This is a genomic window from Streptomyces sp. NPDC057137 (assembly GCF_042670825.1).
Classification (GTDB): Bacteria; Actinomycetota; Actinomycetes; order Streptomycetales; family Streptomycetaceae; genus Streptomyces.
Genome location: NZ_JBHUUW010000007.1, coordinates 170,155 through 194,953 on the forward strand (window position 1 = coordinate 170,155; position 24,799 = coordinate 194,953).

19 protein-coding genes and 1 riboswitch are annotated in these 24,799 nt (G+C 69.9%); of the genes, 15 read left to right on the top strand and 4 right to left on the bottom strand.

What is annotated here, in order from left to right:
- Positions 1-134 precede the first annotated feature (134 nt).
- Entirely contained in the window at positions 135-866 is a 732-nt protein-coding gene (locus ACFT9I_RS09030; protein ID WP_382562219.1) for an IclR family transcriptional regulator, read from the top strand.
- Between the two features lie 152 nt (positions 867-1,018).
- Complete coding sequence (locus ACFT9I_RS09035) at positions 1,019-1,453, top strand: SsgA family sporulation/cell division regulator (RefSeq protein WP_382562221.1); 435 nt, start codon at positions 1,019-1,021, stop codon at positions 1,451-1,453.
- A 39-nt stretch (positions 1,454-1,492) separates the two neighbouring features.
- On the opposite strand, the gene ACFT9I_RS09040 is transcribed toward ACFT9I_RS09035, so the two are convergent.
- Positions 1,493-2,911, bottom strand: a complete 1,419-nt coding sequence (locus ACFT9I_RS09040) for a YibE/F family protein (RefSeq protein ID WP_382562223.1) — start codon at positions 2,909-2,911, stop codon at positions 1,493-1,495.
- A 71-nt stretch (positions 2,912-2,982) separates the two neighbouring features.
- A riboswitch (TPP riboswitch) is annotated at positions 2,983-3,125 on the top strand.
- On the opposite strand from ACFT9I_RS09040, the gene thiC reads away from it, so the two are divergent.
- The 9 genes from thiC (at position 3,119) to ACFT9I_RS09085 (ending at position 12,981) form a co-directional block, all read left to right on the top strand.
- Positions 3,119-4,897, top strand: coding sequence for a phosphomethylpyrimidine synthase ThiC (thiC, locus tag ACFT9I_RS09045; RefSeq protein ID WP_382562225.1), 1,779 nt, complete (start codon positions 3,119-3,121; stop codon positions 4,895-4,897). (Overlaps the previous riboswitch by 7 nt.)
- Before the next feature lie 254 nt (positions 4,898-5,151).
- On the top strand, positions 5,152-6,609 hold the full coding sequence (locus ACFT9I_RS09050) for an MFS transporter (protein ID WP_382562227.1): 1,458 nt from the start codon (positions 5,152-5,154) through the stop codon (positions 6,607-6,609).
- A 24-nt stretch (positions 6,610-6,633) separates the two neighbouring features.
- Positions 6,634-7,893 carry a ferritin-like domain-containing protein gene (locus tag ACFT9I_RS09055; RefSeq protein WP_382562228.1) on the top strand — a complete coding sequence of 420 codons (1,260 nt, stop codon included), beginning with the start codon at positions 6,634-6,636 and terminating at the stop codon, positions 7,891-7,893.
- Positions 7,894-7,933: 40 nt separating this feature from the next.
- Positions 7,934-8,455: a PaaI family thioesterase gene (locus ACFT9I_RS09060; RefSeq protein ID WP_382562230.1), complete on the top strand. Its 522-nt coding sequence runs from the start codon at positions 7,934-7,936 to the stop codon at positions 8,453-8,455.
- Between the two features lie 6 nt (positions 8,456-8,461).
- The gene (locus ACFT9I_RS09065; protein ID WP_382562232.1) at positions 8,462-8,788 is read left to right on the top strand and encodes an acyl carrier protein; all 327 of its coding nucleotides are present in this window, start codon (positions 8,462-8,464) and stop codon (positions 8,786-8,788) included.
- Positions 8,764-10,500, top strand: a complete 1,737-nt coding sequence (locus ACFT9I_RS09070; protein WP_382562234.1) for a fatty acyl-AMP ligase — start codon at positions 8,764-8,766, stop codon at positions 10,498-10,500. Before ACFT9I_RS09065 ends, ACFT9I_RS09070 begins: the two co-directional genes overlap by 25 nt.
- On the top strand, positions 10,497-11,024 hold the full coding sequence (locus ACFT9I_RS09075; RefSeq protein ID WP_382562235.1) for a hypothetical protein: 528 nt from the start codon (positions 10,497-10,499) through the stop codon (positions 11,022-11,024). Before ACFT9I_RS09070 ends, ACFT9I_RS09075 begins: the two co-directional genes overlap by 4 nt.
- A gap of 258 nt (positions 11,025-11,282) precedes the next feature.
- Entirely contained in the window at positions 11,283-12,293 is a 1,011-nt protein-coding gene (locus tag ACFT9I_RS09080; RefSeq protein ID WP_382562238.1) for a sensor histidine kinase, read from the top strand.
- Positions 12,286-12,981 carry a response regulator gene (locus ACFT9I_RS09085; RefSeq protein WP_382562240.1) on the top strand — a complete coding sequence of 232 codons (696 nt, stop codon included), beginning with the start codon at positions 12,286-12,288 and terminating at the stop codon, positions 12,979-12,981. Before ACFT9I_RS09080 ends, ACFT9I_RS09085 begins: the two co-directional genes overlap by 8 nt.
- 30 nt (positions 12,982-13,011) lie before the next feature.
- On the opposite strand, the gene ACFT9I_RS09090 is transcribed toward ACFT9I_RS09085, so the two are convergent.
- From ACFT9I_RS09090 to ACFT9I_RS09100, 3 genes are all read right to left on the bottom strand, one after another.
- Positions 13,012-13,830: a hypothetical protein gene (locus ACFT9I_RS09090; RefSeq protein WP_382562242.1), complete on the bottom strand. Its 819-nt coding sequence runs from the start codon at positions 13,828-13,830 to the stop codon at positions 13,012-13,014.
- A gap of 147 nt (positions 13,831-13,977) precedes the next feature.
- A complete protein-coding gene (locus ACFT9I_RS09095) occupies positions 13,978-15,456 on the bottom strand; it encodes a metallophosphoesterase (protein ID WP_382562244.1) in 1,479 nt (492 codons plus the stop codon).
- 233 nt (positions 15,457-15,689) lie between these two features.
- On the bottom strand, positions 15,690-16,802 hold the full coding sequence (locus ACFT9I_RS09100; protein ID WP_164251772.1) for a LacI family DNA-binding transcriptional regulator: 1,113 nt from the start codon (positions 16,800-16,802) through the stop codon (positions 15,690-15,692).
- A 448-nt stretch (positions 16,803-17,250) separates the two neighbouring features.
- On the opposite strand from ACFT9I_RS09100, the gene hisC reads away from it, so the two are divergent.
- The 4 genes from hisC (at position 17,251) to cydD (ending at position 24,788) form a co-directional block, all read left to right on the top strand.
- The gene (hisC, locus tag ACFT9I_RS09105) at positions 17,251-18,330 is read left to right on the top strand and encodes a histidinol-phosphate transaminase (protein WP_382562246.1); all 1,080 of its coding nucleotides are present in this window, start codon (positions 17,251-17,253) and stop codon (positions 18,328-18,330) included.
- A 239-nt stretch (positions 18,331-18,569) separates the two neighbouring features.
- Positions 18,570-20,099, top strand: a complete 1,530-nt coding sequence (locus ACFT9I_RS09110) for a cytochrome ubiquinol oxidase subunit I (protein WP_382562248.1) — start codon at positions 18,570-18,572, stop codon at positions 20,097-20,099.
- Positions 20,100-20,115: 16 nt separating this feature from the next.
- The gene (gene cydB, locus ACFT9I_RS09115) at positions 20,116-21,117 is read left to right on the top strand and encodes a cytochrome d ubiquinol oxidase subunit II (protein WP_382562250.1); all 1,002 of its coding nucleotides are present in this window, start codon (positions 20,116-20,118) and stop codon (positions 21,115-21,117) included.
- 35 nt (positions 21,118-21,152) lie between these two features.
- A complete protein-coding gene (gene cydD, locus ACFT9I_RS09120) occupies positions 21,153-24,788 on the top strand; it encodes a thiol reductant ABC exporter subunit CydD (protein WP_382562252.1) in 3,636 nt (1,211 codons plus the stop codon).
- The last annotated feature ends 11 nt before the right edge of the window (positions 24,789-24,799 follow it).

The following is a 24,799-nucleotide window of genomic DNA, read 5'->3' on the forward strand; positions in this document are numbered from 1 at the left end:
CTCTGTTCGAGGTCCCCCGAGGGTGTGGCAGGCGCGGGGGCGGCCCCCGCGAGCGGGCGCACGCCCGTCAGTACGCCTGGGGGTGACCTTTGGCCACAGCGACCACGTCAGCTGCCCCAACCCTGATCGGTTCGGTGCGACGTGCGCTGCGCCTGCTGGAGTCGGCCGGCGCCCATCCGAACGGCGCCCCGGCGAAACAGCTCGCGCGCGAGGCCGGTCTCCCCCTCCCCACCGCCTATCACCTGTTGCGGACCCTGACCCACGAGGGCTATCTCCGCCGGGAGAAGGGTGTGTTCTTCCTCGGGGAGGCGGTGGACCGCCTGGTGAGCGGTGCGGGCCCGCAGCTGGGCCGGGCCCGGCGCACCATGGCCGAATCGATGGAGCACTGCCGCGACCTGATCGGGGCGCCGGTGTATTTCGCGATCTACCGCGCGGGCGAGATCGAGATCGTCGCCGTGGCCGACAGCCCCGCCGCGCCCGCCGTCGCCGAATGGGCGGACTTCCGCGAGACCGCGCACGCGCACGCGATCGGCCAGTGTCTGCTGAGCCAGCTCGACGAGGACGCCCGCCGGGACCATCTGGACCGGCACCCCGTGGGCCCGCTCACCCCCTTCTCGGTCGCCGACCGGCGCACACTGCTGTCACGCCTCGCCGCCATGGGCCGTACGGGACCGGTGTTCGAGCGGCAGGAGTACGTGCTCGGCCAGGTCTGCGCCGCCGTACCGATCAGGGCCGGGTCGACGGTCGCGGCGCTCGCGACGTCCGTGCCGCTGCATCAGGAGGAAAGACTGCTTCCCGCTGTCGAACGGCTATGCAAAGAGATCGGAAACATGATCGGCTCGCTGGAATTCTCTATCAGTATCTGAAATATCACTCCTTGTGATCTGTTACTGCGTGCTGGACGATTAAGAAGAGGATCAAGGGGCATCAATACCGGACGTTTCACCCCTCAAACCCCCGAAATCACTCTGAATTTCTTACTCTCCGTAACTTTCCGTCATCCACTGCGGGGTACATGATGCGCGAGTTGGTTCAGGCCGAAGTCCTGATGAGTTTCCTGGTCTCCGAAGAGCTCTCATTCCGAATTCCCGTGGAACTCCGTTACGAGACGACGGACCCCTACGCGGTGCGAATGACGTTCCATCTGCCCGGCGACGCCCCGGTCACCTGGGCCTTCGGCCGCGAGCTGCTGGTCGACGGCATCAACGAACCCAGCGGCGACGGCGACGTGTACATCTCGCCGACCGAGCCCGAAGAACTCTCCGACGTCCACATCCGACTGCAGGTCGGCACCGAGCACGCCCTGTTCCGGGTCAGCGCACCGCCGCTGGTCGCCTTCCTCGACCGCACGGACCGGCTGGTCCCGCTCGGCCAGGAGATGGCCCTCGGGGACTTCGAGACCAACCTGGAGGAGACGCTCGGCCGCATCCTCGCGGAGGAGAACGCGGGCTGAGCGCCCGCCCCCGGCGCCTGCCCCCGAAGGGCTGGAGGGCTACGCCTTACGGCGCCGCCCACCTCCGCCGCGCGCCCGCAGACCCCGGAACGGCGCCCCGACAGACGCCTTCGACAGCGGTCCCGAGGATGCTCCCGACGGCCCGCCCGAGGGTGCCCCCGACGGCGCCCCCGTCGCGGTCTCCGTCGCCGATCCCCCCGACGCCCCCGGCCGGTCCGCCGACACCACCAGTGCCGCCAGCGCCGTGGTCACCGGCACCGACGCGACCAGACCGATCGACCCCACCAGGGTCCGTACGATCTCCTCGGCCACCAGCTCGCTGTTGGCCACCGTCCCCACACTCGACTCCGCGATCGTGAAGAGCAGCAGCAGCGGCAACGCCGCGCCCGCGTAGGCCAGTACGAGCGTGTTGACCACCGACGCGATGTGGTCGCGGCCGATCCGGATCCCCGCCCGGTAGAGCGCGCGGGGCCCCATGGTCGGATCCGCCTGACGCAGCTCCCACACCGCCGAGGTCTGGGTGACCGTCACATCGTCGAGCACGCCGAGCGATCCGATGATGATGCCCGCCAGCAGCAGACCGCTCATGTCGATCTCCGGATACAGACCGTGGATCAGTCCGGTGTTGTCGTCCGTGTTGCCCGTCAGACTCGCCCAGCCGATGAACAGCGAGCCCAGCAGCCCGATCAGCAGCAGCGAGATCAGCGTGCCGAGGACGGCCACCGACGTACGGGCCGTCAGACCGTGGCACAGATACAGCGCGATCAGCATGATGGCGCTCGCGCCGACGACCGCGACGATCAGCGGATTCGAGCCCTGGAGAATCGCCGGCAGGATGAACAGCGTCAGTACGGCGAACGAGATGACGAGCGCGACCAGCGCCATCAGCCCGCGCAGCCGGCCCACCACGATCACCGCGAGCGCGAAGATCCCGGCCAGCAGCGCCATCGGCATCGTGCGGTCCACGTCCGTGACCGAGTACTGCAGATCACGCGGCGCGTCGGGCGCGTAGGCGACGACGACGCCCTGTTTCACGTGAAACTGCCGGGGCGCGTCCGGCTGGACGACCTCGACGAACGTACGCCCCTTGTCCTTGCCGCTCGTCACCTCGACCGTCGCCTTCACACAGTCCCCGGTCTGCGCGCGCTGTGCCGCACGACCCTCCGGCGTCGACGTGTCGCCCGTCGGCGGGACCTGAGCGGCGTTCACGTCCTTGCAGTCGATCTGCTCGATCTTCACCACCCGGCCCTGCTCGGTCTGCCGGTCGAAGCCGACACCGGTGCGTTCGTGCGCCGGGGCGCCACCGGGCCAGAGCACGACGAGTCCGACAACGACGGCCGTCGCGAAGGGAATCAGCACCGCGGCGATGACCTTGCGCAGATGCTTGGAGACCGGCGCGGCCGGCCCGTGGCTGTGCGAGTGGCCATGCGTATCGGGTGTCTGCTGGGGTGAGGTCACCGACCGATCATCGCAAGAACGACGGAGGCCCCCTGTTCAGCACGCCCGACATCGCGTTAGCGTGGTGGTGCCTTTACACACGCGGGAGCTCGGAGCACCGGGCTGAGAGGACGCTGACTGTGGAGTTCCGGGGTTTCCCCGGATCCCTGAGCTGCGTCGACCGCCGAACCTGTTACCGGGTAATGCCGGCGTAGGGAGTAGGTCTCCATGACCGTTCAGGACACACACACGTCTGCCGCGCGATCCATCGGCTGGCACAAGGGGTACGTGGAAGGTTCACGCCCCGACCTCCGGGTGCCGGTCCGTCAGGTGCATCTCACCAACGGCAACGACGTAACGCTGTACGACACGTCGGGGCCGTACACCGACCCCACCGTCGAAACCGACGTACGGCGCGGGCTCGCACCGCTCCGGGAGAACTGGATCATCGGCCGCGGCGACACCGAGGAGTACGCGGGCCGCCCCGTCCGCCCCGAGGACGACGGCCTCAAGCACACCTCGCCCCGCGGCGGCCTCCTCCGGAGCGGAGCGACTGATCTACGGGGCCTCGACGCCGTCTTCCCCGGCCGCCCGCGCCAGCCGCGCCGGGGCCGCGACGGGCAGGCGGTGACCCAACTCGCGTACGCCCGGCGGGGCGACATCACTCCGGAGATGGAGTACGTCGCCATCCGGGAGAACGTGGCGCCCGAGGTCGTACGCGAGGAGATCGCGGCCGGCCGCGCCGTGCTGCCCGCCAACGTCAACCACCCCGAGATCGAGCCGATGATCATCGGCAAGCGGTTCCTGGTGAAGGTCAACGCCAACATCGGCAACTCCGCGGTCACTTCCTCCATCGAGGAGGAGGTGGACAAGATGACCTGGGCCACCAAGTGGGGCGCCGACACGGTCATGGACCTCTCCACCGGCCGCAACATCCACACCACCCGCGAGTGGGTGCTGCGCAACTCCCCCGTCCCCATCGGCACCGTGCCGCTCTACCAGGCGCTGGAGAAGGTCGACGGCAAGGCCGAGGAGCTGACCTGGGAGATCTACAAGGACACCGTCGTCGAACAGGCCGAGCAGGGCGTCGACTACATGACCGTCCACGCGGGCGTGCTGCTGCGCTACGTGCCGCTGACGGCCCGCCGCAAGACCGGCATCGTCTCGCGCGGCGGCTCGATCATGGCGGCGTGGTGCCTGGCGCACCACCGGGAGTCGTTCCTGTACGAGAACTTCGAGGAGCTGTGCGACATCCTCGCGGCGTACGACGTGACGTACTCCCTCGGTGACGGCCTGCGCCCCGGCTCGATCGCCGACGCCAACGACGAGGCGCAGTTCGCCGAGCTGCGGACGCTGGGCGAGCTGAACACCATCGCCAAGCGGCACAACGTGCAGACCATGATCGAGGGCCCCGGCCATGTCCCGATGCACAAGATCAAGGAGAACATCGACCTCCAGCAGGAGATCTGCGAGGAGGCGCCGTTCTACACGCTCGGCCCGCTGACGACGGACGTCGCCCCGGCGTACGACCACATCACCTCCGGCATCGGCGCCGCGATGATCGCCTGGTGGGGCACGGCGATGCTCTGCTACGTGACCCCCAAGGAGCACCTGGGCCTGCCGAACCGCGACGACGTGAAGACCGGCGTCATCACGTACAAGATCGCGGCGCACGCGGCGGATCTGGCCAAGGGGCATCCGGGGGCACAGGAGTGGGACGACGCGCTGTCGGACGCGCGGTTCGAGTTCCGCTGGGAGGACCAGTTCAATCTGGCGCTCGACCCGGACACGGCGCGGGAGTTCCACGACGAGACACTGCCCGCCGAGCCGGCGAAGACCGCGCACTTCTGCTCGATGTGCGGGCCGAAATTCTGTTCGATGAAGATCTCGCACGACATCCGGCGTGACCACGGCGGTTCGCAGGACGAGATCGAGGCGGGCATGGCGGCCAAGTCGAAGGAGTTCGCGGCGAGCGGCAACCGGGTCTATCTGCCGCTGGCGGACTGACCGGACGTATCGCATGGCGGAGAGGCCCCCGACCGGTCCCGGTCGGGGGCCTTCGTCGTGCCGTGCTCGTGCCGTGCCGTGCTCCGTAGGTCGTAGTCGGGACTCCCACCAAAGTGGTGGTTGGGGCCGTGAAAGGTGGGGACGGGCCGGAATCCCTTGTACCGGGACATGGGATACGTATCGGATGAGTCCCGTAGACGGCAGGCGGCAGAGCGCTCCACCGACATTCCCACCGTCCCGAGGGATTGACCGCATTGGCCACAGAAGCCGGCACCGGACAACCAACGCCCGCCCCCATCCCATCGGCATCGGCACCGCCGTCACCGGCGCCGCCGCACTCCGGACTGCTGCTCGGGATCCTGTCGTTGGCCGCCTTCATGGCCGGGCTCGATCTCTTCATCGTGAACGTCGGCTTCGACGCCATCGGCCGTGAGTTCGACGGCGCGTCGCTCGCGGACCTCTCCTGGGTCCTCAACGCCTACGCGATCGTCTTCGCCGCACTCCTGGTGCCCCTGGGACGGCTGTCCGACCGCTACGGCCGCAAGGCCGGATTCCTTCTCGGCGTAGCCCTCTTCACCCTGGCGTCCGCCGCCTGCGCCGTCTCGACGTCGCTGTGGCAGCTGGTCGCCTTCCGGGTGCTCCAGGCGGTCGGCGCCGCGGCGCTGACCCCCGCCAGCCTCGGTCTGCTGCTCTCGGCCTTCCCGCCGGACCGGCGGGCCGGCGCCGTACGGATCTGGTCGGCGAGCGCGGCGCTCGCGGCGGCGGCCGGGCCGGTCTTCGGCGGGCTGCTCGTCAGCGCGTCATGGCGGTGGATCTTCCTGGTGAACATCCCCATCGGCGTCCTCGCCCTGGTCGTGGCCGTACGTATCGTCCCCGACTCCAAGGAGGCGACGGTGACCCGGCTGCCCGATCTGCCGGGAGCCGCCCTGCTGACGGGTTCGATCGGGCTGCTGGCACTCGGCCTGGTGAAGATCAACGACTGGTCCGCGGTCCGGACGTCCGCCGTGCTGGCCGGCGCGGTCCTCGGGACCGCGGTGTTCTGGTTCCGGTCGCTGCGCCACGCCTCCCCGGTGATCGAACCGGCGCTGCTCCGGGTACGGGCCTTCGTCTGGTCCAACGTGACGGCGATCGCCTTCAGCGCGGCGTTCGCCGCGAACCTGCTCACCGCGATCCTGTGGATGCAGCAGGTGTGGCAGTACTCCGCGCTGCGTACGGGACTCGGGATCGCCCCGGGCCCGCTGATGGTCCCGCTGGCCGCGATCGTCGCCGCGAAGCTGGCGGCACGCGTCCCGGCGGGCCGGATGGTCGCCATCGGCTGTCTGCTGTGCACCGCCGGAGTGGTGCTGATGGCGGTGAGCATCGATCAGAGCCCGCACTACGCGAGCGAGTTGCTGCCCGGCTGGCTGGTGGGCGGCGTCGGGGTGGGCCTCGCGCTCCCCACGATCCTCGCGACCGCGACGACCGACCTGCCGGCCGCCCGGTTCTCCACGGGCAGCGCGGTGGTCAACATGAGCCGGCAGATCGGCAGCGTGCTGGGAATCAGCCTGCTGGTCGCGATCCTCGGCACTCCGCTCACCTACGACGCGACCCATGAGGCGTTCGTCCACGCCTGGATCGCGATCGGAATCTTCATGATGCTCGGCGCCGCGACCGCGTTCGGCATGACCTCGCGTCCTGCCGCCCGTGGCTCCCGGGCGCCGGCGAGCACGTAACCATCTCCTTCGAGAGGAAACGTCATGAGTACCAGCATCAATCTCGGCACGGGCGCCAACGGCGTCCTGGGCACCGACGGCCTCGTGAGTACGAGCAAGACGCGCGTCGTCTTCGTCGACTGTCTGCCCGCGCTCGCCCTCGGCCCGCAGCTCTCCCTCGCCCGCTTCGGCGAGATCGGCCTCGACCGGGCCACCCCCGACACCTTCGAGCGCTATCTGAACGACCTCGAACCGGGCACCGACGTGGCCGTCGCCTTCATCGGCGGCAGCGGCTCCTCGGCACCGGCGGCGGTCCGGAGCCTGCGCGGCATGCGCGGCTTCGCCAAGACCCGGGTGTACGTGGTCGGCGAAGGCGCCGGCGGCCAAGTACCCGGCTGGGCCGAGGTGCACGACGTCGAGGACATCATCGCCCCGGCCTCCTTCGACGGGTTCGGATTCGCCGACACCGTGGAGATAGGCATGCGGGCCCACGGCTCGCTGATCCTCGACCCGCTCTACACCGACTTCTACCTCGACATGACGTGGAACAAGATCTTCGACTGGTTCGAGACCACCCGCTGGGACTGGCGTGAGCTGGAACTCGACAAGCTCAACCCCGAGCTGATGAGCGCCGAGGAGGTCGACTTCCTCACCGAGGCGGCGATCATCGAATTCGGCACCCTGCCGGGCGCGCACAACTTCCTGCGCGAGTGGGAGGGCGAGACCAGCTTCTCGTCCTGGGCGCTCAGCTGGGGCGCCGAGGAGGCGCGGCACTCGCTCGTACAGGCGCGCTGCCTGGAGAAGCTGGGCGTCAAGGTCCGCTCCAAGCACGCGCTGTACAAGCGCGAGCCGTACCCGATGGGCGACACCCGCGTCGGCACCCTGATGATGAACATCATCTCCGAGGCACGCGCCGCCGAGCTCTATCGCGCGCTCGCCGCCGAGACCAAGGAGCCCGTGGTCCGGGGCATCTGGAAGCTCCTCGGCCGTGACGAGTCCCGGCACGCCCGCGCGTTCTACGTCTTCACGCAGGAGCTGTGCGACGGCAACCGGGAGAGCCAGATCGCCGCGCTCAAGATGGCGTACGTCTGGCTGGCCGACCGCAGCGACGGACTCAAGCACCCGGCCGGGCACTTCTACCCGCACTCGACGTCCGCGAAGGGCGTCCGGCGTATCGAGACGATCCAGGCGGGCGCCACCGACGCGGCCGACGGCAAGGTGCTGTCGATGGTGCGACGGCTGGTCGAGGACGACTCGATCGAGTCGTCGAAGGACGTCAAGCGCAAGCTCCGCTCGCTCATCTGACCGGCGCCGACAGCGACAGTCACGACCTGAGGAGCGGGGTTTGCCCGAGTCAGCGTTCACCACAGACAGTGCCGGCGAGGCGGCGGCCGAGACGGCCAACTGCTTCGGCTGCGCCCCGCACAATCCCATCGGACTGCGGCTGGTCTTCGAGGAGGAAGGCAACGGATTCGGCACCCGGATCAAGCTCGGCGCCGACTACGAGTCGTTCCCCGGTGTCATCCACGGGGGGATCGTGGCCGCGATCCTGGACGAGACGCTGGCCCAGGCCGTGTACCGGTCCGACCGGATCTCCGCCTTCACCACCGGCCTGCGCATCCGCTACGGCAGGCCCATGGAGACCGGCGCCGAGTACACGGCGCACGCCGAGATCACCAAGCGCGACGCGCTGTCGGTACGTGCCTCCGGGGAGATCCGGCTGCCGGGCGGCGATCTCGTGGCCGCCGCCGACGGCACGTTCCACCTGCTCACGGACGAAGTGCTCGGCACGTACGGCACACGACTGCCGACCGGACTCGTCGACGCGCTCCGGGCCTCCAACAGGACCACCACACAGGGGGATTGACCACACATGGACACCACCGACACCGCAGTCACCACCGACACCACCGCTGACAGCGCGGTCACCACCGACACCGCGGTCACCGACGAAGCCGTCCGCGAGAAGATCCGTCAGATCGTCGCCGACGAACTCGACATACCCGCCGCCGGTCTGACGCCCGACCAGCACTTCCGCTCCCTCCCCAACGTCGACTCGATGCGCGTGCTCCAGATCGTCCTCACCACCGAGAAGGCGTTCGACATCGAGATAGAGGACGAGGTCACCTTCCGGGTCCAGACGATCGGGGAGTTCCAGGGCGTGGTGGAGGACCTGTGCCGGCAGAAGACCTCGGCGTGAGCCTGGTCGACGCGCTCGCCGCCGTCGCCGCCCGCGGAACAGGCCACGGTATGCGCCTGTTCCGCGGGGACGAGGAGGCCGAGCGCGTCACCTTCGGCCAGCTCCACGCCGAGGCCGGGCAGCTGGCCTGCGGACTGCTGGAGCGCGGCGTCGTACGGGGGGAGCGGGTCGCCGTCGCGCTCCCCACCTCGATCGACTTCGCCCGCGCGTTCTTCGGCGTGCTCGCCGCCGGCGCGGTGCCCGTGCCCGTACCGCCGCCGGTGCGCTTCGCCTCGCTCGACATCCATCTGAAGCGGATCGTGCTCGTGATGCGCCAGTCGAAGGTGCGCGTCGTGCTCTCCGACAAGATGCTGGGCGGGCTGCTGGAGCCGGCGCTCGGCGGCGCCGACGGTGAGTTCCAGATCCTCGACGTGGCGCTGACGCGCGCGACCTCGCCGGTGTACGTGGACGTGGCGGCCGGTGATCCGGCGCTCGTCCAGTACACCTCGGGCACCAGCGAGAGCCCGAAGGGCGTCGTACTGAGCCACGCCAACCTGCTCGCGAACGTCGATTCCATCGCCGGGGGGCTGGGAATCGACGACACGGACGTGAGCTGCAACTGGCTGCCGCTCTTCCACGACATGGGCCTGATCGGCGCGTTCCTCGCGCCGGCGCTGACCGACGCCGAGACGTATCTGCTGCCGCCCGAGGACTTCCTCCGGGACCCAGGCCGATGGCTGCGGATCATCAGCCGGTACGGGGTGACCGCGACGACGGCGCCCAACTCCGGCTATCTGTACGCCCTGCGGCGGGTCCCGGCCGAGCGCGTGCCCGAACTCGATCTGTCCCGCTGGCGGTTCGCGCTCAACGGGGCGGAGCTGATCGACCCCGACACGCTGCGCCGGTTCTCGGCGCACTTCGCGCCGGCGGGCTTCCGCGCCGATGCCTTCCTGCCGGTGTACGGCCTGGCGGAGGGCAGCCTCGCGGTGACGTTCGCGCCGACGGGCCGGGCGGTGCGCGGTACGTGGGTACGGCGCGACGCGCTCTCGCGGGGCGTGGTGGAGCCCGTGCCGGAAGGCACCGACAGCACCGACAGCACCGACAGCACTCACGGCGGCCGGGAGATCGTCTCGGTCGGCCTCCCGGTGGCGAACACCGAGGTCAGGCTGGTCGACGAGGCCGGTACGCCGCTGACCGACGCCTCGCTGGTCGGCGAGATCCAGATCCGCGGCGACTCGGTGACGCGTGGCTACGAGGACAACGAGGAGGCGACCCGGGCCACCGTCCACGCCGGTGGCTGGGTGTCCACCGGCGATCTGGGCTTCCGGCAGGACGGCGAACTGTTCATCGCCGGGCGGAAGAAGGAGGTGATCATCGTCTTCGGCCAGAACTACTACGCGAGCGACATCGAGTCCGTCGCGGGCCGGGTCACCGGGGTCGCGAACGGCGCGGTCCTCGCGGCGGGAGTGGCGTTCCCCGACGGTGAGGGACTGGTGCTCGTCGCGGAGACCAAGGAGTCCGTGGCGGCGGCCCGCGAGGAGTTGATCGCCCGGCTGCGGTACGCCGTGTCGGACTCGCTCGGCCTCACGCCGCGCGACATCGTTCTCGTACGCCGGGGGCGGCTCCCGCGTACCTCCAGCGGAAAGCTTCAACGGCACGGCGTGGAGGAGGTGTTGGCAGCGGCCGGCGCCGACCCCGTAACGCGGACGGACGAACAGAAGGTGACCTCATGAGCGCGGACCCCACTCCCGAACTCACGGCGACGCAGCGCGAGGAGCTGCTGCGCCGCTCATGGATGGCCACCGACGGGCTCTGGTACTACCAGACCGCGCTGTCGGGCGGCATCGACGGCGCGAACGAGGCCAACATCGCGGTGGTGCGCGAGTTCGGGCGCCAGGAGATGGTGCGGCTGATGCGCGGTCTCGGCATCGAGAAGGTCGAGACCGTCGAGCAGTACCGCCGGCTGTTCCAGGCGGCGGTTGACCTCTATCTCGGTTCGCTGTTCGAGGCGGAGGAGTCGTTCGACAACGACACGGGCACGCACGACCTCAAGGTCATCACGTGCTTCGCCTACAAGGGGGTCAAGAAGGCGGGAATCGAAAAGGAATACCACTGCGGTCCCGGCGAACGGCTGACCGGCTGGCTGAAGGCGATGGATCTGCCGGACGACATCGATCCGGATGTCGGGCTCTGTCAGATGGCCCATACCGGCTCGTGCGGCTACCGGCTCACCGTCGGGCTGCCGCACGGATCTTGAGACGTCGATCTTGAGACACGGATCTTGACCGAACTCTTAACAGTAATTTACTTCGGAATGTGGGTGTTTGGCAGAATTAGTGATGAATTTCATTTCTTGAAGGCCCCTCTTGGCCACGTATACTCCCTAAATATCACGTGGGAGGCTGCGGGATAATGGCGGGGGGCTGCCGTGGCGATCGATCCGGAGGGGCGTGCCGGGATAACCGGACTGCCCGAACAAGTTCGCGCGAACATTGTCGAGCCATTCTTCCAGCGATTGCGGGCACTGGACAGTCCGCTGCTCGAAGAACCTGAAATCAGCGCGTTACTCGTCAATCAGGTCGAGTTACTCCTCGACGACATCGCGCGGGGCGCGCGGACCCGTTTCCGCGCCAGGACCACACCGAGCAAGGAATCCCTGCGGGCCGCGGCCGAATTCAGCAGGACCCGGGCCTCGCGCGGTATCCATCCGACCGAGACGGTGCGCGCCGCCGAGTTGTTCTACGAGACGGCGCTGCCCGTCATCGTACGCGAATTCCTGCCCGCCGCGCCCTCGCCCGACGAATTCCTCGACACCGCGCTGACCTTGAACGACGCGGTGATGACACAGATCGCGCTCGGCTGCGTCGGCTACATCAAATTCCTCCGCGAGAAACTGCACAGTTCCCATCTCGACGAACGTCACCGGCTGGCCAGGGACCTGCACGACCGGGTCGCCCACGAAGTCCTGGTGGCCATGCTCGAACTGGAGCTGTGCGAACCGCTGATCCAGAGCGAGAGCGCGGCCGTACGGTCGAGGCTGAAATCGGCCGAGGAGGCGCTCCGGGTGGCACTGCGGGAAATCAGTGATCTCTCCGGTGAACTGCGTGAGTCGGTCTCCGACACCAACATGGAACGTGCCCTCACCAATTTCATCGATTCCACCGTCCCGGACGGTGTCAGGGCGGAGTTGACCGTCACGGGAAATGTCGACGACATACCGGCGGCAGCGGCGGAGGAGCTGTACTTCATCATTCGCGAGGCGGCCAGAAACGCGCTGCGGCACTCCGACCCCGACGAACTGTGGATCACGATCAGGGTGACGGAGACGCTGGTCCAGGCGTCCGTCATCGACGACGGCGCGGGCTTCGACGTGGCCACCATCGCCAAGACCCGGCGAGGTGGCCTGATCTCGATCCGCGAGCGGACCGAACTGCTCGGCGGAAACCCCAGCATCCACAGCTCGGTCGGCGGGGGAACGACGGTCAACGTGTCCATCCCGTTGATCAACTGGCGCCGGCATGGCTGACGCCGACGGGGGCCGGGCGGCCAACGGGGTCAAGGCGGCGAAGGTGGCCGTCACCGGGGTTGTCGTGGCCGACGACCACACCCTCTTCCGGGAGTTGCTGGCCGATCTCCTCTCCCTGGAGGACTGGCTGGAAGTCGTCGCCCAGGGCGCGAGCGGGACCGAAGCCGTGGCGTTGGTACGCCAACACCGGCCGGGCATCGCCGTACTGGACGTACAGATGCCGGGCCCCGGCATCCGGGAGACCGTACGGGAGATCGGCCGGCACTGCCCCGAGACCCGCTGCATCGTGCTGACGATGCACGACGACCCCGTGCTGCTCAGGGACGTACTGGACGACGGCGCCACCGCCTACCTGCTGAAGTCGGTCTCCAGCCGGGAGTTGGTCACCCTGATCCACTCGGTGATCCGTGAGCCGGAGCGGATCCACTTCTCGGTCACCCGGAGCATGATCAAGGGCTTCGGCGAGCCTGCCGCGGACCGGCTCCTGTCGGCGCGCGAGGTCGAGGTGCTGGGGTACGTCGCGCAGGCGCGCAGCAACGCGGAGATCGCCGCCGCGCTGTTCCTGGCCGAGACCACCGTCAAGCGGCATCTGACGAACGCGTACCGGAAGCTCGGCGCGGTGTCGCGCGTGGACGCGATCCGCCGGGCGATGGACGCCGGGATCATCGCCCCGTATCCCCAGCCGTAGCCGTAGCCGACAGGGCAGCCCCCGCGCGGCTCACTCCGGCTTGTGCTCGGGCCCGCCGTAGTCGGGGCTGGAGAAGTCCGGGCTGGAGAACGTCGGTCGCTGGCCCGTCGTCGCGCCCTCACCGGGGCTGGAGAAGTTCGGGCGGCTGTAGCCCATCTTCGGCAGATGCTGCACGGGCGGGGCCTTCGGCGCCGGCTCCACGTCGGGCGCGGCCAGGGCCTCCCGCAGGAACGGCAGGATCCCGCGTTCCAGTACGGCGACGCGCCACGCCTCGCGGGCCCGTGACACCTCGTCGGGCCAGGAGCCGTCCGTCTCACCGGCCGGGACCTGCGTCGAGGCGTTGCGCAGGGCCGTGATCAGCAGCCCGGCCCCGGCGACGGCCAGGCCGACGGCCGTGACGGCGCAGAAGAACCAGCCGACGGTCAGCAGTGTGCCGGAGAAGGCGGGCACCGGGCTGAGCACTCTCAGCATCGAGCCGACGAGCAGGAAGACCACGGCTGCCGCGCCCGCGAGGGCCGGCACCAGGACGGCGACGACGGCGGCGAGACCCGCGCCGGTCTCGCCGGGCCCCTGCATCGCCGGTGTCAGCACGGAGTCGGCCACCGGCGAGGCGGCCGGGGCACGGAATTCCTCCCGGACCTTCGCGTAGTGCTCGTACTCGGTCGAGGCGGTGGCGGTTATCAGAGACGTCGCGTTGAGAGCCATCGTGCGCAGTTGTTCGGTATTGAGCCGCTGTCCGACATCGGCCAGATCCGGACGATCGTGCGCATGGCGCAGCGTCTCGTCGAGAATCCGCTCGAAATCGGCGCGATCCTCGTTCAGCAGATGCGGAGCGCTGTTCATGTGCATCCCCCGATGCTCCGTAGGGCCGGATTGCCCGCTCGGAGCGGACGATTGGCGAAAACGGAGGAGAGCCTGCTACGGATGAGCCGATGGTAGAGCGGTTGAGGCACGGGGTGACAGGGGGTTCACTGAAATCACCTGCCCCCACTCTGCTCAGTTATGCAGTGGGAGCTGTACGACCAGAAGCTTTCCGGCCATGGTCACTCCGCCGTCCATGGCGATGGCGAGCCCGTCCGCGTACACATGCGGTCCGTCGACCACGGGTCCGGAGTTCTCCTCGCCGTCGGAGGCGTCCTCGGTGCCGACGTCGCCGAGCAGATACGGAATCGGGCTGTGGCCGTGGACGATGCGCCGCCCGCCGTACGCGGCCATCAGCTCCCTGGCCGCCTCCGGGCCGCCGTTGTCGCGGAACGCGAAGCGCTTGGTGAGCTTGCGGAAGATGTCCCAGCACTCGTCCGCGTCGTTGCGGGTGAGGATGGCGCGGACGTTGTCGTTGACGTCCTCGATGGTGGCGCCGTAGTCGAGATACGCGGTCGTGTCGGAGTGCATCAGCAGATGCCCGTCCTCCTCGACGAGGGCGTCGAGCCGTGACATCCACTGGAGGTGGACGTCCTGGAGGCGCTCCATGTCGGTCTTCTGACCGCCGTTGAGCAGCCAGGCGGCCTGGAAGGTGGCGGTGCCGGCCCCGGAGTTGACGGGGGTGTCGGCGAAGCGCCTGGCGCCGAGCAGCAGCAGTTCGTGATTGCCCATCAGGGCCTTGCAGTAGCCGCCGGCGGCGGCGGCCTCGGCGGAGAGCCGCATGACGAGGTCGATGACGCCGACGCCGTCGGGGCCCCGGTCGGTGAAGTCGCCGAGGAACCAGAGGCGGGCGTTGCCCGCGGCCCAGCTGCCCTCGCTGTCGATGAGGCCCTGTTCGGCGAGGGCGGCGACGAGTTCGTCGAGATAGCCGTGGACGTCGCCGACGACGAAGAGCGGGCCGAGGCCGTCCGGGCCGACGGGGCTCTCGGCCGTGTCGACGCGGACGCGCACGGTGTCACCGGCGTTGATCACCGGGAGGTCGCGTTCGGTGGGGGTGTAGCCCTCGGGGATCTCGTCGCGCGGGATGGCGTTCCCGGGATGGTCGGAGAGGGTGGCGTCGGCGGCAGGCGTGGCGGGTGTGACGGGTGCGGCGGCGGGCACGGCGGGTGCGGGCGCTGCCGCCGGTACGAAGCTCGGAGGCGTACCGACCAGGCTGCATGGATCGGGGCGTGACGAGGCGTCGGACATCATCGTGGCCACGGGTCGGCCCTCGGGCGCGGGGAACGAGATACCGCGCGGATCCGTGAGCGGCGCGACACCGAGGCCGCCCGGAACGCCGGTCTGCCGGGCCACCGGCCGACCGTCGGACGCCGGGGGGGCCACAGACGCCACGGGTGCCACCGATGACTCGGGCGCCTGCGGCGCCACGGTGGCGACCGCGACCGCCTGCGGCGCGGACTCACCGCTCGGCACTGTCTGTTCGGGCGGCGCGGGCTGCCCCGGCCGCACGGGAACCTGTGTGTACGGCGGCACCCGGAAATCGCGCAACGTCGCCGTCCGCACCACGGGTCCCTGACCGGTCCCGGCCCCCTGCGTCATCGACCCCTCCACCACCGTCGCGCCTGGCGTACACCTCTCGGGCCCGCCTGATCGGGCGGGACATCCCCACCGGAGGTAGGGGAAGGTCCGCGGTGTCGTGCGCCCATCATAGGAATGCAGCCACCCCTGTGTGACGCACCAGGGGTGGTCAATCCGATTCCACCCACGTTTCATCGGTCGTTTTCACGCGGATCGCCCGAAATGATCCATCCGGATCCCGTTCGCGCCGGTCTCGCGCCTCTCTTTCGTCAGTCTCTCGCCGGAGACCTCGGAGCACTGACCGTGGTGCGGGGCGGGCGCCGTTGGGACGAGGTCCGGACGATCAGCTCCGTCGGTATCACCTGCTCGACGGGACGCCCGGTGTCGATCCCCTCGATGGCGTCGATGAGGAGCTGTACGACGGCGGTGCCGATACGGCGCGGCTTGAGCGAGAGCGTCGTGATGGGCGGTTCGGTGGTCGCGTACACGGTGGACTCGCTGCAGCAGACCAGCAGCAGGTCCTCGGGGACCCGCAGGCCGTACCGCCGCGCGGCGGCGAGCAGATCGGTGCCGTTGGGGTCGAAGAGGCCGTACACCGCGTCGGGGCGGTCGGGTCTGGCGAGCAGCCGGTCGGCGGCCACGGCCCCGGCACAGGGGTCGTGCGCGGGGTAGGACTCGTAGACCGGGTCCTGTCCGACGCGCTCGCACCAGCGCAGATACGCGGTGGTGGAGAGCCGGGTGTACGTGTCGGTGGTGGTTCCGGTGAGCAGTCCGATCCGGCGGGCGCCGGCCGCGGCGAGATGGTCGAGCAGATCGAGTACGGCGGCCTCGTGGTCGTTGTCGACCCAGGCGGTGACGGGGAGGGTGCCGGCCGGGCGGCCGTCCGAGACGACGGGCAGGCCCTGGCGGACGAGTTCGGTGACGACCGGGTCGTGGTCGGAGGGGTCGATGACGACGGTGCCGTCGAGTGCGACGTTCGACCAGACGTCGTGGCGGGAGGTGGCGGGGAGGATGACGAGGGCGTAGCCGCGGGCGAGCGCCGCGGAGGTCGCGGCCCGTGCCATCTCGGCGAAGTAGGCGAATTCGGTGAAGGTGAAAGGTTCATCCCCGTACGTGGTGACGGTCAGGCCGATCAGTCCTGACTTGCCGGTACGGAGGGTTCGGGCCGCGGCGGACGGGCGGTAGCCCAGCCGCTCGGCGACTTCTCGGACATGTCGGCGTGTGGCGTCGGGTAACCGCCCCTTGCCGTTGAGCGCGTCGGAGACGGTCGTGATGGAGACACCGGCTGCGGCGGCCACGTCCCGGATGCCCGCCCGACCTTGCCGGCTGCCCCGGCGGGATGTGTCCGTCCGGCTCACCTGGTGTTTCCCTGCTGGTGTCATGGCGAGCCGATAGTAGGGCTCATCAAGGTGCTAAGGCCGGTCGCATATTCACCCTCCAAGAGTCACGTTTCTGCATGATCAACAACGGCCAATCGACATGCAAATCAAGGTCGTTGAGCGTTTCGGTTGGTGTCTCTCAAGCGTGGAGCTGGATGGGCCTGGCGAGTGTCCGATGTTTCGAAGAGGTCTCAACTCACCCCCATGGGGGACGCGCGCCACGGAGTGAGCCACCGGCGCGCGCCAGGTCCCCGAGCGCTCCCCCTGTCAGGGCCCGGCTTCCGCGCCCTCGGCGGCTCCTTCGGAGCCCGGTTCCGCGACCGGTATTCGCAGGGCCCGGCAATCCTCTTAAGGTGAGCAGTATTGGTGCATCCGCATGAGGTGAGCCGATCATGTGTACGGCCCCGAGAACGTCCCGAGAACGCCCCAGAACGCCCGAGGAGGACCCGCGGTGAGCGAGACGAGCCCGAAGCTGCGCGCCGAGCTGGACGGCATTCCGACCTACAAGCCGGGCAGGCCGGCGGCGGCCGGCGGGCCCGTCGCGTACAAGCTGTCCTCCAACGAGAACCCCTACCCGCCGCTCCCCGGCGTGATGGAGACCGTGCTGGCCTCGGCCGGCGCGTTCAACCGCTACCCCGACATGGCGTGCACCGGGCTGATGAGCGAGCTGGCCGACCGCTTCGGGGTGCCCGTCTCGCATCTCGCCACGGGCACGGGCTCCGTGGGTGTCGCCCAGCAGCTGCTCCAGGCCACCTCCGGGCCCGGCGACGAGGTGATCTACGCCTGGCGGTCCTTCGAGGCGTACCCGATCATCACGCAGGTCTCCGGCGCCGCGTCGGTGAAGGTGCCGCTGGACGCCGACGAGACGCACGACCTGGACGCGATGGCCGACGCGATCACCGACCGGACTCGGCTGATCTTCGTCTGCAACCCCAACAACCCCACCGGCACCGTCGTGCGCCGGGCCGCGCTGGAGCGGTTCCTCGACCGGGTGCCCAGCGACGTCCTGGTGGTGCTGGACGAGGCGTACCGCGAGTTCATCCGCGACGCCGACGTCCCCGACGGTGTCGAGATCTACCGGGAGCGGCCCAACGTCGCCGTGCTCCGGACCTTCTCCAAGGCGTACGGCCTCGCGGGTCTGCGGGTCGGCTTCGCCATCGCCCACGAGCCGGTCGCCGCCGCGCTGCGCAAGACCGCGGTGCCCTTCGGTGTGAGCCAGATCGCGCAGGACGCGGCGGTCGCCTCGCTGCGCGCCGAGGACGAACTGCTGGGGCGGGTGGGGTCGCTGGTCGGTGAGCGCACCCGGGTGTACGACGCGCTGCGCGGCCAGGGCTGGACCGTGCCCGAGACGCACGCCAACTTCGTGTGGCTGCGGCTGGGGGACCGTACGACCGACTTCGCGGCGGCGTGCGAGCGGGCGGGCGTGACGATCAGGCCGTTCGCGGGCGAGGGGGTGCGGGTCACGATCGGCGAGTACGAGGCGAACGACCTGTTCCTGCACACGGCGGAATCGTTCCGCAAGGAGATCTGAGGCAGCCCGAGAGGCAGCCCGAGAGGCAGTCCGAGGAGCAGCCCGAGGGGACTCGCGAGAGCCCTCGCGCACCGTTTTCCGGCGCGCGGTCGCGGCCCGGTGTTCGAAGGGGACCCCCCTTGAAGATCCGGTCGGACCGTGCGCCATACTTTTGCTTGTGAATGTGAACGCGTTCACAAGCTCATGCGATACATCATGGTTCGTCCTGGAAAGGGCCGTAGGAGAAGGAGAGAGACGACGTGGACATCGCACTGGCCCCCGAGACTCTCGCGCGATGGCAGTTCGGCATCACCACCGTCTACCACTTCCTCTTCGTCCCCCTCACGATCTCCCTCGCCGCGCTGACCGCCGGCCTGGAGACCGCGTGGGTGCGGACGTCGAACCCGAAGTACCTCAAGGCGACGAAGTTCTGGGGCAAGCTCTTCCTGATCAACATCGCGATGGGTGTCGTCACCGGCATCGTGCAGGAGTTCCAGTTCGGCATGAACTGGTCGGACTACTCCCGCTTCGTGGGCGACGTCTTCGGCGCCCCGCTCGCCTTCGAGGCACTGATCGCCTTCTTCTTCGAGTCGACCTTCATCGGCCTGTGGATCTTCGGCTGGGACAAGCTGCCCAAGAAGATCCACCTCGCCTGCATGTGGATGGTCTCGATCGGCACGATCCTCTCCGCGTACTTCATCCTGGCGGCCAACTCCTGGATGCAGCACCCGGTCGGCTACCGGATCAACGAGGAGCGCGGCCGGGCCGAGCTGACCGACTTCTGGGCCGTACTGACGCAGAACACCGCGCTCGCCCAGTTCTTCCACACCATGACGGCGGCCTTCATGGTCGGCGGCGCGTTCATGGTCGGCATCTCCGCCTTCCACCTCGCGCGCCGCAAGAGCGAGAAGCACCAGCAGCACATCCCCGTGATGCGGACCTCGCTGCGGCTCGGACTGGTCACCCTGGTGACGGCCGGCCTTCTCACCGCCGTCAGCGGCGACACGCTCGGCAAGATCATGTACGAGCAGCAGCCGATGAAGATGGCCGCGGCCGAGGCCCTCTGGGACGGCGAGGCGCCCGCGCCGTTCTCGCTCTTCGCCTACGGGGACGTGGACGAGGGGCACAACAAGGTCGCCCTGGAGATCCCCGGCGTGCTGTCCTTCCTCGCGCACAGCGACTTCGAGTCCTTCGTCCCCGGCATCAACGACGTGCAGAAGGCCGAGCAGGAGAAGTACGGGCCCGGCGACTACCGGCCCAACATCCCCGTCGCGTACTGGGGCTTCCGCTGGATGATCGGCTTCGGCATGGCGTCGCTGGGCATCGGCCTCCTCGGACTCTGGCTGACCCGCCGGAAGTTCCTGCTGCCGAAGGCGCTGCGGACCGGCGAGGACGAGGTGCCGAATCTCGTGCTCTTCCGCAACAAGGCGCTCGGCCCACGCTTCGCGCACATGTACTGGCTCGTCGCCCTGTGGACGATGCTCTTCCCGCTGATCGCCAACTCCTGGGGCTGGATCTTCACCGAGACCGGCCGGCAGCCCTGGGTGGTCTACGGGGTGCTCCGCACCTCCGACGCCGTCTCCCCCGGCACGTCCCAGGGCGAGGTGCTCACCTCGATGATCGTCTTCACCCTGCTCTACGCGGTGCTCGCCGTCGTCGAGGTCAAGCTGCTCGTGAAGTACGTCAAGGCGGGACCGCCGGACCTCACCGACGACGACCTCAACCCACCCACGAAGATCGGCGGCCACGACTCCGAGGACGCCGACCGCCCGATGGCCTTCTCGTACTGAGGAGTTGATCCGCATCATGGAACTCCACGACGTCTGGTTCGTACTGATCGCCGTCCTGTGGACCGGCTACTTCTTCCTTGAGGGCTTCGACTTCGGGATCGGCGTCCTGACGAAGGCGCTGGCCCGCGACCGCAAGGAGCGCCGGGTCCTCATCAACACCATCGGGCCCGTCTGGGACGGCAACGAGGTGTGGCTGCTGTCGGCGGGCGGCGCGACCTTCGCGGCGTTCCCCGAGTGGTACGCCACCCTCTTCTCCGGCTTCTACCTGCCGCTGCTGGTCATCCTGGTCTGCCTGATCGTGCGCGGTGTCGCCTTCGAGTACCGCGCCAAGCGGCCCGAGGAGCGCTGGCAGCGCAACTGGGAACACGCGATCTTCTGGACCTCGCTGCTGCCGGCGGTGCTGTGGGGCGTGGCCTTCGGGAACATCGTGCGCGGCGTGAAGATCGACGCGGACATGGAGTACGTGGGCAACCTGGCCGACCTGCTCAACCCGTACGCGCTCCTCGGCGGACTCGTGACGCTGACCCTCTTCACCTTCCACGGCGCGGTGTTCGCGGCGCTCAAGACGGTGGGGGACATCCGGGTACGGGCGCGGCGGCTGGCGTTCGCGCTGGGGCTGGTCACGGCCGTGCTGGCGCTCGGGTTCCTGGGCTGGACCCAGGCCGACAGCGGTGACGGCGCGAGCCTGGGCGCGATGGTCGTCGCGGTGGTGGCGCTGGCCGGCGCCGTCGTGGCGATCAGGGCGGGGCGCGAGGGGTGGTCGTTCGCGCTGTCCGGGCTGACGATCGTGGCCGTCGTCGCGATGCTCTTCCTGACGCTGTTCCCGAACGTCATGCCGTCCTCGCTCAACGCGGAGTGGAGCCTGACGGTGACCAACGCGTCCTCGACGCCGTACACCCTGAAGATCATGACCTGGTGCGCGGGCATCGCGACGCCGCTGGTGCTGCTCTACCAGGGCTGGACGTACTGGGTCTTCCGCAAGCGCATCGGTACGCACCACATCGCGGACGCGCACTAGTTCTTATCGGGCACTGTGTTGGGCGGGTGTTTCACGTGAAACCGATCGATCCGCGTCTGCTGCGGTACGCACGGGCCACCCGGCGCTTCCTGGTGGCGGTGGTGGTCCTGGGGCTGGCCGGTGCCGGGCTGGTGGTGGCCCAGGCGATGATCATCGCCGAGGTGGTGGTGGGGGCGTTCGAGGACGGACTCGACGCCGCCGGGCTCGGTACGCCGCTGCTTCTGCTGGGCGCGGTCGCCGTCGGGCGCGGACTGGTCGCGTGGCTGACGGAACTGGCCGCGCACCGGGCGAGCGCGGCGGTCAAGTCCGAGCTGCGCGGTCGGCTGCTGGAGCGGGCGGCCGAGCTGGGACCGGGGTGGCTGAGCGGTCAGCGCACCGGTTCGCTCGTCGCGCTGGCGACCCGTGGCGTGGACGCACTCGACGACTACTTCGCGCGCTATCTGCCGCAGCTCGGTCTCGCGGTGGTGGTGCCGGTGGCGGTACTGGCGCGGATCGTCACCGACGACTGGGTGTCGGCGGGCGTCATCGTGCTGACCCTGCCGCTGATTCCGCTCTTCATGGTGCTCATCGGGTGGGCCACCCAGTCCCGGATGGACCGTCAGTGGCAGCTGCTGTCACGGCTGTCGGGACACTTCCTGGACGTGGTCGCCGGGCTGCCGACGCTGAAGGTCTTCGGCCGGGCGAAGGCGCAGGCGGAGTCGGTGCGGGAGATCACCTCCGAGTACCGGCGGGCCACGCTCCGTACGCTGCGGATCGCCTTCCTGTCGTCCTTCGCGCTGGAGCTGCTGTCGACGCTGTCGGTGGCGCTGGTGGCCGTGGGGATCGGGATGCGGCTGGTCCACGGGGACCTGGACCTCTACACGGGCCTGGTGGTGCTGATCCTGGCGCCGGAGGCGTATCTGCCGCTGCGGCAGGTGGGGGCGCAGTACCACGCGGCGGCGGAGGGGCTGGCGGCGGCGGAGGAGATCTTCGCGGTGCTGGAGACGGCGGGGCCTTCGGGTTCGGCCGGTGGCGCTGATGTACCCGGCTCGCTGCGGCTGGAGCTGGACGGTGTGACGGTCCGCCACGAAGGCCGCACGGAGCCCTCGTTGGACGTGGCGACGCTGGTGGTCGAACCGGGGGAGACGGTCGCCCTAATCGGTCCGAGCGGGGCCGGGAAGACGACGCTGCTCAACGTGCTGCTCGGTTTCACGGCGCCGACGGAGGGCCGTGTACGGGTGGGCGGGACCGACCTGTCGGCCCTGGACCTGGACCGCTGGCGCGAACAGATCGCCTGGGTGCCGCAGCACCCGTACCTCTTCGCGGGGACGATCGCCGAGAACGTCCGCCTGGCCCGCCCGGACGCGGACGCCGCCGCCGTACGGAACGCGCTGCGCGACGCGGGGGCGTACGACTTCGTGTCCGCGCTCCCTCAGGGCGCGGACACGCCGCTGGGCGAGGACGGCACGGGCCTGTCGGCCGGGCAGCGCCAACGCCTTGCCCTGGCCCGCGCGTTCCTCGCCGACCGCCCGCTGCTCCTGCTGGACGAGCCGACGGCGGCGCTGGACGGCGAGACGGAGGCGGCCGTTGTCGACGCGGTCCGCCGCCTGGCGGTGGGCCGCACGGTGCTCCTGGTGATCCACCGCCCGGCGCTGCTGTCGGTGGCGGACCGGGTGATCGAGCTGCCGGGGCGGGTGAGGGCCGCCGCCGTGGTGTCTGCCGGACCCGGCGACGGTGCGGATCGGACGGACAGGGCGCCCTCTGCCGACGTCGGCGAGGGGCGAGTCCCGGGTCCGGCGATCCCGGCCGACGCCGGGCAGAGCGGCGGTACGCCGTTCCGCACGAGTGGAACGGAAGGCCCGGCGTCCGGCGACACCGGCAAGCGAGCCGGCGGGGGCGGCTCCGGAGCCGCAGGCAACGGCGGCAGCACCGCGACCCACCCCCTCGCCCGTATGCGCGCCGCCGTCGGCACCCTGCGGGGACGGTTCGTGCTGGCGTCGGTGCTCGGGAGTCTGGCCCTCGGGTCCGCCGTCGGGCTCATGGCCGTGTCGGGGTGGCTCATCTCGCGGGCGTCCGAGCAGCCGCCCGTGCTGTATCTGATGGTCGCCGTGACCGCGACCCGGGCCTTCGGGATCGGGCGCGCCGTCTTCCGGTACGCCGAGCGGCTCGTCTCCCACGACGCCGTCCTGCGGATGCTCGCCGACCTCCGCGTCTCCGTCTACCGGCGGCTCGAACGGCTCGCCCCCGCCGGGCTGCGCGAGGCCCGGCGCGGTGATCTGCTCTCCCGGCTCGTCTCCGACGTCGACGCTCTCCAGGACTACTGGCTCCGCTGGCTGTTGCCCGTCGGCTCCGCCGTGCTCGTCGGCGCGGGCGCCGTCGGGTTCACCGGCTGGCTGCTCCCCGAGGCGGGCGCCGTGCTGGCCGTCGGGCTGCTCGCCGCGGGCGTCGGCGTGCCGCTGGTGAGCGGCGCCCGCGCGCGCCGAGCCGAGCGGCGACTCGCCCCCGCGCGCGGCCTGTTGGCGACCCGTGTCGCCGAACTCCTCGACGGCTGCGCCGAACTGACCGTCGCCGGCGCCCTTCGGAGCCGTATCCGCGCGGCCCGCGACGCCGATGCGACGCTGACGGCCATCGCCTCGCGCGGCGCGACCGCCACCGCGCTCGGCGGCGGCCTGTCCGCGCTGATCTGCGGGCTGACCGTGGCGGCGGCCGCGTACGCCGGTGTCGGCGCCGTACACGACGGGCGGCTCCCGGGTGTCGCGCTGGCCGTCGTCGTACTGACCCCCCTCGCCGCGTTCGAGGCGGTCACCGGTCTGCCGCTCGCGGTGCAGTACCGACAGCGGGCCGCGCGCGGCGCCGAGCGGGTGTACGAGGTGCTGGACGCGCCCGTCCCCGTACACGAGCCCGCGCGCCCGGCCGCCGCTCCCGCGACGCCGTTCCCGCTGGAGGTACGGGGGCTCTCGGCCCGGTACGCGGGGCAGGAGCGCGACGCGCTCAGCGGCGTCGACCTGACACTGACCGCCGGGAAGCGGGTGGCCGTCGTGGGCCCGTCCGGCGCGGGCAAGACGACGCTCGCGCAGGTGCTGCTGCGCTTCCTGGACGCGCGCGAGGGCGGCGTGTGCCTCGGTGGCACGGACGCGGCCGCGCTGGACGGCGACACGGTGCGGCGCTTCGTCGGGCTGTGCGCGCAGGACGCGCACCTCTTCGACAGTTCCGTACGCGAGAACCTCGCCCTCGCCCGCAAGGACGCGACCGAGGACGACCTCCGCGACGCGCTGCGCCGCGCCCGCCTGCTGGACTGGGTCGACGCGCTGCCCGCCGGCCTGGACACCCTGGTCGGCGAGCACGGCGCACGGCTCTCCGGAGGCCAGCGGCAGCGCCTGGCCCTGGCCCGCGCGCTCCTCGCGGACTTCCCCGTCCTCGTGCTGGACGAGCCCGCCGAACACCTCGACCTGCCGACGGCCGACGCGCTGACCGTGGACCTGCTGGCGGTGACGGAAGGCCGTACGACGCTGCTCATCACCCATCGACTCCAGGGGCTCGACGCGGTCGACGAGGTGATCGTGCTCGACGGCGGGCGGGTGGCGCAGCGGGGGCCGTACGCCGAGCTGGTCGCGGTGGAGGGGCCGCTGCGGAGGATGTGGGAGCGGGAGCGGGAGCGGGGACCGGTCGGCCTGGTCGATCTACCCGCGTGATCCGGTAACCG